Origin of the sequence: Flavobacterium album (assembly GCF_003096035.1) — a bacterium.
Classification (GTDB): domain Bacteria; phylum Bacteroidota; class Bacteroidia; order Flavobacteriales; family Flavobacteriaceae; genus Flavobacterium; species Flavobacterium album.
The window spans coordinates 385,001-399,770 of sequence record NZ_CP029186.1; the positions used below are offsets into that span (position 1 = coordinate 385,001).

The 14,770-nt window shown below is 43.8% G+C and carries 16 protein-coding genes and 1 rRNA gene (1 of these 17 only partly in view); 3 read left to right on the top strand and 14 right to left on the bottom strand.

The genetic code is table 11. The features are described 5' to 3' along the window. Both HYN59_RS01710 and HYN59_RS01720 read right to left on the bottom strand, forming a co-directional pair. Positions 1-1,395: ribosomal RNA gene (locus tag HYN59_RS01710) — 16S ribosomal RNA — on the bottom strand; it reaches 121 nt to the left of the window's first position. Positions 1,396-2,326: 931 nt separating this feature from the next. Next, positions 2,327-3,562, bottom strand: coding sequence for an ABC transporter permease (locus HYN59_RS01720; protein WP_108776618.1), 1,236 nt, complete (start codon positions 3,560-3,562; stop codon positions 2,327-2,329). Between the two features lie 5 nt (positions 3,563-3,567). Between HYN59_RS01720 and HYN59_RS01725 the strand changes: the two genes are divergently transcribed. Both HYN59_RS01725 and HYN59_RS01730 read left to right on the top strand, forming a co-directional pair. Further along, a complete protein-coding gene (locus HYN59_RS01725; RefSeq protein WP_108776619.1) occupies positions 3,568-4,863 on the top strand; it encodes an exo-beta-N-acetylmuramidase NamZ family protein in 1,296 nt (431 codons plus the stop codon). Between the two features lie 205 nt (positions 4,864-5,068). Next, positions 5,069-5,281, top strand: coding sequence for a hypothetical protein (locus tag HYN59_RS01730; RefSeq protein ID WP_108776620.1), 213 nt, complete (start codon positions 5,069-5,071; stop codon positions 5,279-5,281). Here HYN59_RS01730 and HYN59_RS01735 read toward each other — a convergent pair. From HYN59_RS01735 to HYN59_RS01745, 3 genes are all read right to left on the bottom strand, one after another. Further along, positions 5,278-5,529, bottom strand: coding sequence for a hypothetical protein (locus HYN59_RS01735; protein WP_146185843.1), 252 nt, complete (start codon positions 5,527-5,529; stop codon positions 5,278-5,280). The genes HYN59_RS01730 and HYN59_RS01735 overlap by 4 nt on opposite strands. Positions 5,530-5,533: 4 nt before the next feature. Next, positions 5,534-5,902, bottom strand: a complete 369-nt coding sequence (locus HYN59_RS01740; RefSeq protein ID WP_245895636.1) for a VOC family protein — start codon at positions 5,900-5,902, stop codon at positions 5,534-5,536. 131 nt (positions 5,903-6,033) lie between these two features. Next, entirely contained in the window at positions 6,034-6,528 is a 495-nt protein-coding gene (locus HYN59_RS01745) for a YkgJ family cysteine cluster protein (protein WP_108776622.1), read from the bottom strand. 39 nt (positions 6,529-6,567) lie between these two features. Here HYN59_RS01745 and HYN59_RS01750 point away from each other — a divergent pair, with 39 nt between their 5' ends. Then, positions 6,568-7,281 carry a class I SAM-dependent methyltransferase gene (locus HYN59_RS01750; protein ID WP_108776623.1) on the top strand — a complete coding sequence of 238 codons (714 nt, stop codon included), beginning with the start codon at positions 6,568-6,570 and terminating at the stop codon, positions 7,279-7,281. Positions 7,282-7,326: 45 nt separating this feature from the next. On the opposite strand, the gene HYN59_RS01755 is transcribed toward HYN59_RS01750, so the two are convergent. The 9 genes from HYN59_RS01755 to HYN59_RS01795 form a co-directional block, all read right to left on the bottom strand. Continuing rightward, positions 7,327-7,959, bottom strand: a complete 633-nt coding sequence (locus HYN59_RS01755; RefSeq protein WP_108776624.1) for a 7-carboxy-7-deazaguanine synthase QueE — start codon at positions 7,957-7,959, stop codon at positions 7,327-7,329. Positions 7,960-8,061: 102 nt separating this feature from the next. Continuing rightward, positions 8,062-9,765, bottom strand: coding sequence for a tetratricopeptide repeat protein (locus tag HYN59_RS01760; RefSeq protein WP_108779612.1), 1,704 nt, complete (start codon positions 9,763-9,765; stop codon positions 8,062-8,064). A 47-nt stretch (positions 9,766-9,812) separates the two neighbouring features. Next, complete coding sequence (locus HYN59_RS01765) at positions 9,813-10,748, bottom strand: PstS family phosphate ABC transporter substrate-binding protein (RefSeq protein WP_108776625.1); 936 nt, start codon at positions 10,746-10,748, stop codon at positions 9,813-9,815. Positions 10,749-10,767: 19 nt separating this feature from the next. Beyond that, entirely contained in the window at positions 10,768-11,316 is a 549-nt protein-coding gene (locus HYN59_RS18410) for an energy transducer TonB (protein WP_342748338.1), read from the bottom strand. Positions 11,317-11,353: 37 nt separating this feature from the next. After that, the gene (locus tag HYN59_RS18225; RefSeq protein ID WP_245895638.1) at positions 11,354-11,491 is read right to left on the bottom strand and encodes a hypothetical protein; all 138 of its coding nucleotides are present in this window, start codon (positions 11,489-11,491) and stop codon (positions 11,354-11,356) included. 115 nt (positions 11,492-11,606) lie between these two features. Further along, a complete protein-coding gene (locus HYN59_RS01780; protein ID WP_219928790.1) occupies positions 11,607-12,431 on the bottom strand; it encodes an energy transducer TonB in 825 nt (274 codons plus the stop codon). Positions 12,432-12,459: 28 nt separating this feature from the next. Then, a complete protein-coding gene (locus HYN59_RS01785; RefSeq protein ID WP_108776628.1) occupies positions 12,460-13,026 on the bottom strand; it encodes an ExbD/TolR family protein in 567 nt (188 codons plus the stop codon). Between the two features lie 22 nt (positions 13,027-13,048). Next, positions 13,049-13,720, bottom strand: a complete 672-nt coding sequence (locus HYN59_RS01790) for an ExbD/TolR family protein (protein ID WP_108779614.1) — start codon at positions 13,718-13,720, stop codon at positions 13,049-13,051. Between the two features lie 81 nt (positions 13,721-13,801). Next, positions 13,802-14,638: a MotA/TolQ/ExbB proton channel family protein gene (locus HYN59_RS01795; protein WP_108776629.1), complete on the bottom strand. Its 837-nt coding sequence runs from the start codon at positions 14,636-14,638 to the stop codon at positions 13,802-13,804. Between the last annotated feature and the right edge of the window lie 132 nt (positions 14,639-14,770).

Genomic DNA, 14,770 nt, shown 5'->3' on the forward strand with positions numbered 1-14,770 from the left:
GGCTTGACGGGCGGTGTGTACAAGGCCCGGGAACGTATTCACCGGATCATGGCTGATATCCGATTACTAGCGATTCCAGCTTCACGGAGTCGGGTTGCAGACTCCGATCCGAACTGTGACCGGCTTTATAGATTCGCTCCCCCTCGCGGGGTGGCTGCTCTCTGTACCGGCCATTGTAGCACGTGTGTAGCCCAGGACGTAAGGGCCGTGATGATTTGACGTCATCCCCACCTTCCTCACGGTTTGCACCGGCAGTCTTGTTAGAGTTCCCGACATTACTCGCTGGCAACTAACAACAGGGGTTGCGCTCGTTATAGGACTTAACCTGACACCTCACGGCACGAGCTGACGACAACCATGCAGCACCTTGTAATGAGTCCGAAGAAGGGCCTGTTTCCAAGCCTGTCCCACTACATTTAAGCCCTGGTAAGGTTCCTCGCGTATCATCGAATTAAACCACATGCTCCACCGCTTGTGCGGGCCCCCGTCAATTCCTTTGAGTTTCAGGCTTGCGCCCGTACTCCCCAGGTGGGATACTTATCACTTTCGCTTAGCCACTCAGTCTTACAACCAAACAGCTAGTATCCATCGTTTACGGCGTGGACTACCAGGGTATCTAATCCTGTTCGCTCCCCACGCTTTCGTCCATCAGCGTCAATATAATGTTAGTAACCTGCCTTCGCAATTGGTATTCCATGTAATATCTAAGCATTTCACCGCTACACTACATATTCTAGTTACTTCACAGTAATTCAAGTTCTACAGTATCAATGGCAGTTCGACAGTTGAGCTGCCGGATTTCACCACTGACTTATAAAACCGCCTACGGACCCTTTAAACCCAATGATTCCGGATAACGCTTGGATCCTCCGTATTACCGCGGCTGCTGGCACGGAGTTAGCCGATCCTTATTCTTACGGTACCGTCAAGCCTCTTCACGAAGAGGTGTTTCTTCCCGTACAAAAGCAGTTTACACACCATAGATGCTTCATCCTGCACGCGGCATGGCTGGTTCAGGCTTGCGCCCATTGACCAATATTCCTCACTGCTGCCTCCCGTAGGAGTCTGGTCCGTGTCTCAGTACCAGTGTGGGGGATCTCCCTCTCAGGACCCCTACCCATCATTGCCTTGGTATGCCGTTACCATACCAACTAGCTAATGGGACGCATGCTCATCTTACACCAATAAATCTTTAATAATAATGTGATGCCACATCAATATACTATAAGGTATTAATCCAAATTTCTCTGGGCTATCCCTTAGTGTAAGGCAGATTGCATACGCGTTACGCACCCGTGCGCCGGTCTCAAAGCCCGAAAGCTTCTACCCCTCGACTTGCATGTGTTAGGCCTGCCGCTAGCGTTCATCCTGAGCCAGGATCAAACTCTTCATCGTATGTTTTTATATTTTTACGATCTTAATTCAGGTCTTTTTCAATAATTCGCTAAGAGCTTCTTACTCTCTCTTATGCTGTCAATCCAATATGTCTATGAACGTATCATTCTTCTTATTTCTCGCTAACCTCGTTCGCCGTAGCGGCTCTCTGTGTTAGCGGGTGCAAAAGTACAACTTCTTTTTAAACCCGCAAGCGTTTTTGAAAACTTTTTTTAATTTATTTTCTAAAGCTTATTTTTCAGTATTTTTTTGAAGTGAACTTGCTTCCTTTTCCTTTCGGTTAGGGAGGGCAAAGATAATTTCTTTTCCCTTTACAATCCAAATCTTTTTTTACTTTTTTTTAAGCTTCCCTTTTTTGACCGCCACCCTACTTAGTATAGTAAAGCGCCCGTCTTTAAAGGGCCGTTTGCGTTTCAGTCTGTCTAAGAACATTGCCTTGAATGCGGGTGCAAAAGTAGGCACTTATTCCGCTTTTCCAAACTTTTCAACGCCTTTTTTTTATCTTTTTTCTTCGCTTTTCCTTAACTCTTTGTTAACGTGGTTTTTGACAACGAAAGTTTTTTTGGATTTTTTTGTACCACAGAGTTTCACAGAGGAAGCACAGAGTAGCACGGAGGTTTTTATTTATAATATCGGAATAGAGGACACAAAGGTTTTTGCGTCTACAGCACAAGTTGAAAGACCTAACCCCCGGCCCCCGATGAATCGGGACGAGCTATCTCCGCAAGAGGGGAGCGAGACGTGCCTACCCAACCGACATACTATATAATAGTATAGTGTTGTGATACACATAAGAAACATCACAAATATACGGATAGATGGCCGATAGCCCTGATAGCAGCGGCATCCCCCGCCTTTTTCGGCGGGGAATAAAGCGGATAGCAGGAAAAGGGATGGCTGATAAAGACCAAGCCTTTCGCTTCAAAAAAAATTAATCGAAACGGAGGGCTTTTACAGGGGAAATTTTGGTAATGATGTACGACGGGATGAGCAGCAGTGTAAGGCATACTATTATGGTACCGGCGTTTATGAGGAGGATCGCGGGGATATCTATGGTGACGGGCGCTACGCTGACATAGTAATTTTCGGGCGGGAGCTTGATAATGCCGAAGTATTTCTGGATAAGCAGCAGCCCGATACTGATGCCATTGCCCCACAGGAGCCCTTTTATTATAAGGTAGGCGGCGTTGTACAAAAATATTTTGCGCACACTCCAGTTGGTTGCACCCAAAGCTTTAAGCATGCCGACCATTTGGGTGCGTTCCAGTATAAGGACCAGCAGCGCTACGATCATATTTATTGTCGCAACGATCACCATGATTATGATGATCACCATTATATTGACATCAAACAGCGTAAGCCATTCGAAAATATTAAAATATTTTTCTTTGATGGTCCTGCTTTCAAGGGTCGACGGAATAGCATCATAAATCTCTTTCCCTTTTTCGTCGATTTTATTGAAGTCGTCGATGAATACTTCGAAAGAACCCACCTGCCCGTCTTTCCATTTGTTGATGCGCTGCACGTGGCGGATGTCGCCTATCAGGTAAGCCGCATCGAATTCCTGGAATCCGGAATTATAAATGCCAACAAGTTTAAACCTCCTGAGATTGGGCATGCCGTTGCCGCCTTCTTTCATAAAATAGGTATTGAATTCATCGCCCACTTTCAGCTCGAGCCTGTTGGCAAGGTATTCCGATAGCATTACCTCGTTGTTGAGCGCACCGTTAAGGTTGGGTTTCCTGCCAGCAACAATGTACTCATCTAGGACATCCCATTTGTACTCTTTTCCGACACCTTTAAATACAATGCCGTCAAAAGCTTTCTCTGTGCGGATGATACCTGCCTTTGAAGCCACTGCCTGTATATGATCAATCCCCGGCACCGATGTAAATTTCGGATAAAAAGGCTGCTTTATGGAAAGCGGCTCTACGCTGACTTCGGACTGATTATCGTCGAAATTGGAAATGATGACGTGCCCGTTGAAGGCGGATACCTTTTCGCGAATCTTGTCCTGCAGCCCCACCCCGGTAGCCACAGCAATGACCATCATGATAATGCCAATAGCAATGGCAATGATCGCAATTTTTATAATTGGCGCAGATATACTACTTTTATGGTTTTTCGCAGTAACAAGCCTGCGGGCTATGAAATATTCTAAATTCAACTGGTATGGTATCTAATTCGTTGTTCAAAAATACATTTTTATTCTCAATAGTATTTATCGTAGGGTGCGGAAAATCATTGCGCCCTGCCACTTCTACCGTAATTGACACTACTACCACGAGCAGGCCGATATCGCTGAAAGCCAAAAATGACAAAAAAGAAATAATAACCGGCGCCGATAATTTTGACGCCTACCTTCCGCTGCTGGAAGGCAAAAGAGTGGGCGTGGTTACCAACCAGACCGGGATCGTGCGTTACATTGAAGGGCGTGATGAAGGAAACGGGATCAAGCTCAACACCGACCAGGAAGGAATGATGAGCGTAGTGGATTTTTTGCTTGACAATAACGTCAATGTACAAAAAATATATGCCCCGGAACATGGCTTTCGCGGTACGGCAGATGCAGGAGAGCTTATTAAGGATGGAAAGGATACCAAAACAGGCCTGCCGATCATCTCGCTTTATGGTGATAACAAAAAGCCTAAGCCGGAGCAGCTGGACGGGATCGATATCCTGGTGTTCGACCTGCAGGATGTGGGCGCGCGCTTTTACACCTATATATCATCACTTCATTATATAATGGAGGCGTGTGCCGAGAAGAACCTCCCACTTATCGTATTCGACAGGCCGAACCCTAATGGCGGCATTATTGACGGGCCTATACTCGAAAAAGAGAACACGAGTTTTATAGGGATGCATTCGATACCCGTGCTTCACGGCATGACCATAGGGGAATACGGAAAAATGATCAATGGTGAGAAATGGCTGAAGGACAGCCTGCAATGTGAGCTGACCGTTATACCCTGCCTTAACTACAAAAGAAATATGTTTTACCACCTGCCGGTGAAGCCCTCGCCTAACCTGCCGAACGACCAGGCCATAAACTTGTATGCCAGCCTGTGTTTTTTTGAAGGCACCAATGTGAGCCTGGGGCGCGGCACCGACAAGCAGTTCCAGATATACGGGTCGCCCGACCTGCCGGATACCGGTTTCAGCTTTACGCCAATGCCGAATGAAGGTGCTAAAGAACCGCCACAAAAAGGGAAATTGTGCTTTGGCGAAGACCTTAGCAAAGCACCACGCGTGAAAAAGCTGGAATTGAAATGGCTGCTAAAAGCGTATGGGGAAACCAAAGACAAATCGGTATTCTTTACCTCGTTCTTTACCAAACTTGCGGGGACTACCGTTTTACGCCAGCAAATAGAAAGCGGGATGAGTGAAGATGAGATACGGGACAGCTGGAAGGATGGGCTTTCTGATTTTAAAAAGGTGCGGAAGAAGTATTTGATTTATGGGAGGTAATTTGTCCTCTCCCCCGACCCCTCTCCCAAGGAGAGGGGAGCGAGACGTGCTTACTCATGTGGCTATTATACTCGAATAACTCTCTTTTTAAGTGCAATTGGTTTGCCACCAATTGAACTTAAAATCTTAATGTTTTGACAAAGTGTTTCGGGTTACGGATCGGGTTTCGTAATTTTCAGTAATAGAAATTCTAAAACATAGCATCATGAATATTACCGAAAAATTAAACAGCTTTATTGAATACATCCTTGGGTTTATAAACAGAGTAAAAGGATATATTGAAGATATCATCGCTTTCTTTGAAGACCTGAAAGACAAGATCGAAGGGCTTCTTGAATATGTAGAAGACAAGATACACAGCATTGAGAGCTTTGTGGGCGAGCTTAAGGAGCACGCCGCAGAAGAAATCGCTGCCTAACGCTTATCCAAGCCTTCCTGACCGGAGGGCTTTTTCTTTGTTATTGCCCGCGCACCTTTTGTTACACTCCTTGCAATGAGGTACAAGATAAATGTAAATATAAAAATGAACACGCCAACAGTGGCTATCTCCCCTATTTCATCTACCCACGAAGAGGTTTTCACTACTTCACTGTTCCTGTAATAGAAAAGTGCCGACAATCCCATTGAAAATATTGCGATAATAAATATATTGCGTAGCAGTTTCATAATCTTATTGGTTTATTTCCTGCCCGAACTGAAGCAGGTAGCCGTTGTTATCATAAATAGCAAACTCGCGCATGCCGTACTCAAAAGTTTCAATCTCGTAGCATACCCTGCATTTATCCTTCCATTGTTGCCAGAGCGCATCTGCATCCTCTGTTGTGATATATAGCGAACCAGTAAACAAAGGTGCATCAAATGGGATATGCTCATTCGGAAGGCAGGCCATAATCTCCACGCCATCTTTTACGAACGATGCCCAACCCCAGCTTTCTTCAAAAGCGGCACATTCAAAACCAAGCACATTGACGTAGAATGCAACCGTTTCTTTCAGCTCCCTGGTATAGATCATCGGCTTGAGTGCAGTAAATTTTGCCATGTTGCTATTTTGCAGTAAAACTAAAAAAAAATCGTTCCGAATTATTTTGGGATGATTAAATTTTTATTTCTATTGAACACCCCTCTGAAGCTGGGAATGCAACGGGTTTGGTGGATTGCACCGATCGCTTATTATACCCCTATCTTCTTTTTCATCTCTTCCACAATATTATACGCTGCCGGGCATATCGCTACATTTTTCATGGTAAGGCTTGCGATCTGCTGGAACTTTTTCCGGTCGGTGTGCGGGAACTCGCGGCAGGCTTTCGGGCGCACGTCGTAGATCATGCAGTAATTTTCATTATCGAGGAACGTGCACGGAACGCTTTGCAGGATATAATCATTATCCTCATCGATGCGCAGGTATTTATCGATGAACTGCTGTGGCTTTTGCCGAAGGTGCTTTGCTATGCGCTCGATATCGGCCAGGGTAAACAGCGGCCCCGTGGTCTTGCAGCAATTGGCACAGCTCAGGCAATAGTCTTTTTTAAATTCCCTGTCGTGCAGGTCCTGCATTGTATAGTCGAGATTTTTGGGCGTTTTCTTTTTAAGCTTATCAAAAAACTTTTTATTCTCGTTATGCTTATCTTTGGCGAGCTTCGGCAGCTGTTTTAAAAAATCCTCCATTCCGCAGTCATTATCTTTCTGTGGCAAAAGTATAAAAAAATGAAAGACCTTTTCGGGAAAGCGATATTAGACTACCAAACCGGCAATGCCCCGGAAGACCTTGTTACCGAAACTTCTATTTCTGAAGAGGATGAAATGAGCGTAGCCTACCTTTTCAGGAGTTATAAGGAAATGCCGAAAATTGAGAAGAAAGCGCTTTCACTGGCAAAAGGCCGTGTGCTCGATGTGGGATGCGGAGCCGGAAGCCACAGCCTGTACCTGCAAAATGAAAAAAAGCTTAGCGTAATGGCTATCGACATTTCCAAGAAAGCGATCGAAGCATGTACATTGCGCGGGATAAGCAACGCCATTTGTATTGATGTCCTTGAACTGGAAAATGAAAAGTTTGACACTGTTATTTTACTGATGAACGGCACCGGAATATTCGGGAAGCTGAAAAATATTTCCGACTATCTCCAAAAGCTGAAATCACTGCTCAATGAAGGTGGGCAAATCCTGATCGATTCTTCCGATATCATCTATATGTTCGATGAAGATGAGGACGGCGGTAAATGGATCCCTTCGGATACCGAATATTACGGCGAAGTGACTTTTACTATAAAATATAAAGGCGAAACCGAAGAACCTTTTGATTGGCTCTACCTTGATTATAACACTTTACAGAATGCAGCGCATGCCAACGGGCTGGGTTGCGAGTTGGTTATGGAAGGAGAGCATTTTGATTATTTGGCACGGCTAACGATAGGTAAATAAAAACCCGAAACAGTGTCCGGGTTGTGTTTTATCACTAAAATATCTTTATGGTATGTTCAAATATTTATGTGTTTGCAGCGAAACCCTCCATTTTGGGTTTGCCATTACATAGTCTACAATGAGCGGGGTCATTTCTTCTTTTTTGCTCCATTCCGGCTGTAGGAACAGTATCGCGTTGCCGTTCACTTTGGCAGCCTGCTCTTCGGCAAAAATAAAGTCGTGCCTGTTGTGTATGATGACTTTTAACTCGTGGGCATGGGCATAAACGGTATAAGTAGGCAGCTTGGTCTTTTTTGGCGAAAGGCATATCCAGTCCCACGTCCCTGAAAGAGAGTAAGCCCCAGATGTTTCAATGTGGGTCTTCATGCCTTCGGCTTTTAGCTTTGATGTTAGTGGCCCCATATCCCAGGTTAGCGGTTCGCCGCCGGTTATTACAATTGTTTTGGCATATTGCTTTGCATTGGCAACAATGGTGTCGGTGCTTGTAGGTGGATGAAGCGCTGCATTCCAGCTTTCCTTTACATCGCACCAATGGCAGCCTACATCGCAGCCACCCACACGTATAAAATAGGCAGCAGTACCTGTATGGTACCCTTCGCCTTGTATGGTATAAAATTCCTCCATTAAGGGCAGCATTTCGCCCTTCTCAACTTCCATCTGTATTTCCTTGTTCAGCATCGTATTCAAAAATAGGGTGCAAAGATACACATTATCAGCTGTATTATGTACAATAAAAAAACCGCCCGATAATTCGGACGGTTAATTCATTTAGGTATTACATTATTTCTTAAGCCTTGTCAATTCTCCTTTAACGTAATCATCGTTCGGGTTTATCGCAAGCGCTTTCGTAAAGTAGTCGATAGCTTTCGCCTTATCTTTAACCGCGTAGTAGGCACCGGCATTAGAATAAGCTTCCACCATATTTTTCTTTACTGCATCTTTAGATGTTTCTGTTTCGCCTTTTTCGGTGACTACCCTAAGGTATTCGTCATACGCCCTGGCCATTTCGGCATACGACTCATCGGTAGCGATCCTTTGGTTTATCCTCGCCTTGAAAAGGTAGGCATCCTGTGAGGTAGCCGAAAGCTCGATAACCTTAGCCATAGCTGCATCGCCCTTTTTAAGCTGCTCAATATTCTGTTTTTTAGCTTCGTCCGATTTGTTCAGGTGATCGTAGTATATGGCATAACCTAAATAGAAATTGTCATAAAACAGGTTCTTGTTGGCTGGGTTAGCTGCGGCAATCTCAAACACTACCGATGCCGGAGCATATAGTTTTTGGGAGAATAGCTTCTTACCTATCTCGTTAAACTCATTGGTAAGGTTGATGTCCATTTCAGCTGCTTTTTTGATATCGGCGATCGCCTCATCAAATACAACCTGGTCTGTAATAACGGCGTTGTTTTCGGCATCTTTGCCTACAGTAGTTGCCAGTTTTGCAAGGCCAAGGTACAGGTAATCCCTACCAATAACCCTTTTAGGATCTACCTTGGCAAGGAAGTCTTTCATTGCTGTAAGGCTTCCTGCATAGTTGCCGTTCTCATAGGCCGCGTAAGCAAGGTAGCGCAAGATCTTTGGGTTAACCTTATCCAGCTGCTGCATTGCCTGTGCTTCGGCTTCAAGGGCTTTCCAGTCGCGGGTAAGTACCAGGAAGTCGGCATGCCTCATCCTTGAATTAAGCGAATAATCGGTAAGCGACATGTATTTTTCATAGTAGCCAAGCGCTTTCTTGATGTACTCCGCATATTTACCGCCTTCGGTATTTGCCCACAGGTAGTAGGTTTCGGCAAGTTCCCTGTAAACCGGGCCGTAGTTCGGATTCGCAGCAATAACCGCGTCAAACTCTTTTATTGCTTCCGGGAACGCCGCCCTTGTGTTTTTAGTAATAACACCAAGCTGCAGTTTTGCCCTTAGAAGGCCACTGTCGAGCGTACCAGCTGTACGGTAAGCAGGGTAGGCATTATTCTGGTCGCGGTCGCCATAGTAAGCATCGCCAAGGCTAAGATAGGCCTGCGCCGATTTAGAATCTTTGGCAACAGCCCTGTTCAGAACCGCAATCGCTTTTTTATAATCCGGCTTTTCAGAAGTAATGTAAGCGCGTCCAATATAAATCAGCTGCTCTACATCTTTCTTCCTAAGGTCTTTTTCTACTGCGTCAAACTTTGCCTGCGCAGCGGCAGCATTGCCGTTGTCCAGGTCTATGTGGCCAAGGCCAATGGTATTATATTCGGGATTGTTTTTTACGGCTTTACCTTTATTGAAATAGATAGCAGCAGAATCCTGCTCGCTTTGCTTCATGTAAACTTCTCCCAAAAGGAAATAGTTTTTTCCGTCATCTGGTGTAGAATTTATAAGCGATTTCAAAATGGTTTTTGCTTTTTGGTATTGCTCTGCATCAATGGCTTTTTTGGCTTCATTGACATCCTGTGCAGTAGCCACACCAAAAAACAACAATGATAAACCGAGGAATTTAAATTTTTTCATCTTGGTCATTTTAATTTCTCCTTTATAAATATTTAGTAATTTCATAATTATTGCACTTCAACTTCCCTTGTAGGAATGGTTACAGGCAGCAGCCCCGACTTTAAAATGATGCGCTGCCCTTCGGGTGCACTTATGTAAGTTGCAAAACCCATGCCTAAGCCTTTTTTGCCCTGATAATTTAACACGTAGAGCTTTCTTGTAAGTGGGTATGAACCCGTAGCTATATTGCTTTGCGAAGGCTTATAATATTCTTTTTCGCCTTTGTCAATTTTAACATTATCCAGTGCGAGTATTCTTATGTCTTCCACATATTTCAACAATGCCGGCGGCGGCTGCACCAACCAGTTTACGCCTACAATCCCTATCGATCCCGGGTTGTCATGTACAAATTTAATCACTTCTTCATTAGATTTCAAAGCATAGACATTTGAAGTTGGCATTGATTTAACACCTGCCAGTCTCATAAGCTCTTTTACCGTACTTGAATTCGGATTGTCAAAAACCAGCTTTGGCACCTTTACAGAAGGCTTACCCTGCAAAACGCTGTATACCTCCCGGAGATTGAGTATGGTATCCGTAGCTTTTGAATTCGTTATGAGGGCAATCGCATCAACTGCGAATTCGGTTATGCGTGGCGTGATATTTTTGCGCCTGAAATGCGCTTCTTCCTCTGCGGTTAATTTTCTTGGCATTACTGCTATTTTGCAGGTATCCCTTTGAAGCTCCTGTAATATTTCATTTTCGGTAAGATTTACCTGGTGTATATGTGCCTGGTCATAAACATTGTGGAAAACGGCAAGCACATCCTCAACTATTGGCTGCACCGTATTATCTACCAGTATAGTAGCCTTACCATAAGTTAGCGACTCACCTTCGAAACCTTCCTTGCCGTTCCCTTTTTTACACGCAAACACCAAAGTGGCAATTATGACACCGGTAAAAATTATCCCTGATGTATATTTCAATTTACGATTTCTATTCATGTCAGAAAAGTTATTAAATTCAAAAGTACAGATACAGGCCTATGTTTTTTTTTTTTGTAGTACTTTGTTTCTTTTTTGCGGCCACTTTTGTTACTTTTGGCTTAGCTTCTGGTTTGACCGGTTCGATCACTTCAACTTCTTCTTTAACTTCCTCTTTTAATTTGTGGGTACCGGTTATGTTGATGGCAATTGGAAGGGTATAGTTTGTACGCACTGCTTTTCCATTCTGCATGCCGGGACTCCATTTTTCACAAAGCTTCAGTACCCTTACGGCTTCATACCCTAAACCGTAGCCCGGATCGCGTAAGGCTTTTATACCAGTAAGGCTCCCGTCTTTTTCTACAACAAACGTTACATAAATTTTTGCTGAAATATCTTCTTCATTATCAAGATCAGGAACACGGAAACTCCTGGATACATATTGGTAAAATGCCTGCATGCCACCCGGGTATTCCGGCCGTACCTGTAAGCCGGCGGAATTATAGACCTCATTATCATCAGGGGCAGTGGTCTCTTGTGCCATCGCGGTGATACCAACGAGCAAAAGCAGGAATAAAATTTTTTTCATACCAGAATTGTACAGGGAATATATTGGAAATGTTTCCTTATTCATCATTGCTTTTATTCTTTTGAATAAGCCTGATGAACCTCAGGAAAGAGTAGCCTATCAGGAGCACCCCAAGGGCTATCCTCCTGTTATGGCTTAATGATAGCGGCAGCTCGTCCCAAAAGATGATCATCATCCCTAAGACAAAATACAAAAGGAAAAACACTATTCCCAAAACGAACAGAAATCGCTGTTGTAGCGATTTCTGTTTTTCATTTTGAGATCTTCTACTTGAAAACATCTCTTATTTCCTATGATTTTATATTAATGGTAATAGGCAGGTTATAAGATGCCCTTACCGGTTTCCCGTTCTGGATACCCGGCTCCCATTTCTTTTTCATCGATTTAAGTACGCGCTCTGCTTCTTTACCAAGGTTGAAGCCAGGGTCCCTAAGTATTTTTATCTGTGTCATAGAGCCATCTTTCTCCACAACAAACGATACATATATCTTAGCTACCATATTCTGATCAATCTCAGGTATCCTGAAGTTGTTGTTTACATACTTGTAGAAAGCATCCATACCGCCAGGGTAAGCCGGCTGTACCTGCAATCCCGCAGAATTGTATATACCATTGTCCTCTGCAGGCTCAACACCTTTGTTAAGGTCTCCTGAAGGCTTATCAATATTAATATCCCCTTCCGGGCTTGCTTCTGCATTTTTGTCGCTTGGATCGGCATCCTTAAAGTCTTTGGTATCCGGAATCTCGTCAGGAACTTCTTCCTTCTTTGCGGCTTCAAGCGGCTTGAACTTAATTTCTTCAACTATAGACTTTGGCGCCTGCAACTGCTGCACTTTAGGAGGCTCCGGCGGAAGGATTTCCTCCGGCGGTGGCGGAAGGTCGGTAACCTCGACCAGCTTCACATCTTCCTTTTGCTCTTCTTTCATCATACCGCCGATAAGGCCCGGAAGATGATAAGAAAGAATAAGCCCCACGAAGAGAACGATACCGATACCCAAAGCTATTGAGGTCGTTACAGGGCTTTCGGACCTTAGTTTGTAAGCGCCGTATTTTTTGTTACGGCCTTCAAACACCATGTCGATCCAGTCTTGCTTAAATATACCTATTTTTGACATAATTTTTTGTTTTTTGTTGACCGTCAGATTATTCGTATGATTGTGACTGTTTTAATAAGTCAAGCTCGCCCGGGGTCATGTCGCCGATAGCAAAAAGCTGCGGCTTGGTTATTGCCATTTCATCCAGTATATCTACAAGGTTTTTGTAGCTTGCCTTATCGCTTGCCTTAATGTTTACCACAAGGCCTTCTTTTGGCCTACCTTCCTGGACTGCATACTGTTTGCCCAATTTTACATTTTTCAACAGGTCTTTCCTGATACCGTCTTTTCCGAATGAAGCCTGTGTAGGAGGTATCGTCGGGGCATCAAATTTACCCATATACCAGGTTATCCTGTTCTTGCTTCCAATAAGGATGGTCATCATCCTTTCTTCAGGGATTTTCTGGTTTCTATTCGGGTCATTCGGTTGATCTGTTTTATCAGGCATCGGTAGCGGCATGGCCTGCGGCTTAGAAAGCGTCGTCGTAAGCATGAAGAACGTTATCAAAAGGAACGCAAGGTCAACCATCGCCGTAAGGTCAACCCCCGGATTGGATTTCTTGCTTCTTACCTTTTTGCCCTTGCCACCGTCGCCGCCAGTATTTAATTCTGCCATTTTATATTATCTTTTTGTAATATTAAAAATCTTCGTTTCGTAAACCTGTCACAAGGTAGAACTTGTTCTTCTTTTGATCCTGCAGTATATCCATTACCGTTTTGATAGTTGGATATTCCTCCTTGGCATCACCTTTTATAGCGATCTGGAGGTCACCTTTTACTTTGAAGTCCTCAGCGTTTATCTCGCCGGCATCAAATTTATCGCTATAGATCTGCCTTTGGACTTCCCTTGCATTTTTTACCCAGTCAAAAAGCTGGTTTTTTGCATTTTTGTTGATGGTATCATAAGGGATACCTCCCTGAACACCCTTCTTAACCCTGTCTGCAGGAGATGTTTTCAAAAGCGATTTTAACTCGGTGATCTTTACACCAAAACCTTCCATCTTCTCAAATTCAGCATATTCATCAGCAGTAAACTGAACATTATACTTAGTTGCCATGCGCTCCAGCGTCCCTTTCCTGATTTCCCTCGGCATAAGGAAGAACACCTGCTTTTGCCCAACAGTAATTGTAGCAACTCCCTCTTCAGGCAGTTTTTCGATCACTGTAGACTGGGGCGTATCTACCGGCTTGGGCTCAGGCTGTTTTGCGGTAGCAGTCATAATAAAGAATGAAAGCAAAAGGAATGCCACGTCGCACATTGCGGTCATGTCTATCCTGGTGCTCTTCTTTGATATCTTAACTTTAGCCATTATAGTTTTTATTAGCTTATGAAGGCCTGAAAGTGCATGCAGGCACACACTTTCAAACCAAATATTTTATCCTACTCTTAATTAGTTGTTTGCACGTGCCCTGAACCTCCTGTAGGTTTGGGTGATTGCAAAACCTGCCTCATCAATAGAGTAAGTAAGCTTGTCAATTTTAGATGTGAACGCGTTGTAAGCGATGATCGCTATTGTAGATGTTGAGATACCTGTTGCAGTGTTGATAAGCGCCTCAGAGATACCGCTCGCAAGCTGTGCTGAGTCAGGAGTTGTACCGGCACCAAGAGCAGAGAACGCCTTGATCATACCTGTTACCGTTCCAAGAAGTCCCATTAGCGTACCAATAGATACAAGGGTAGAGATGATTACAAGGTTTTTCTCAAGCATTGGCATTTCAAGAGACGTTGCCTCTTCTATTTCCTGCTGGATAGCCGCTTCAGCCCTTTCGCTGTCAAAGCCTTCCCTCTTAACTTCTTCATATTTCAACAGGCCTGCCTTTATAACGTTAGCCACAGTTCCCTGCTGCTTGTCGCACTCAGCCATAGCTTCGTTGATGTTGCCTGCAGCGATCTGCCCCTGTACTTTCCTTACAAAAGTCTCAACATTTCCTTTACCTGCTGCTTTGCTTATTACGAATAGCCTCTCGATTGAAAAAACAATTGTCATTAGCAAAAGCCCCATAAGCACCGGTACAACATATCCTCCTTTGTAAACCATTGCAAGGTAGTTTCCTGCTATCGGCTCACCTTCAGGATTGTTATCCTGGAAGTTTGACGGGTGTCCCATGATGAATTTCCAAACAAGTGCTCCAACTATCAAACAAAGCACGATAGTTAATGCTGCGAATACGTTAGATCCCGTTGAAGAACCCGATTTTTCAACCTTTTGAATAGATGCGTTTGCCATTTCTTTTAAAAATTTAGTTTTCTGATTTTTTAATAATAGTTTCTTATTGTTAAAACTTTCTTTGTATAAGACTGGCAAATTTATAGTATTAGAATAGAAAAAAAAACAAAATGATTTTTTTTCTCAATTCTT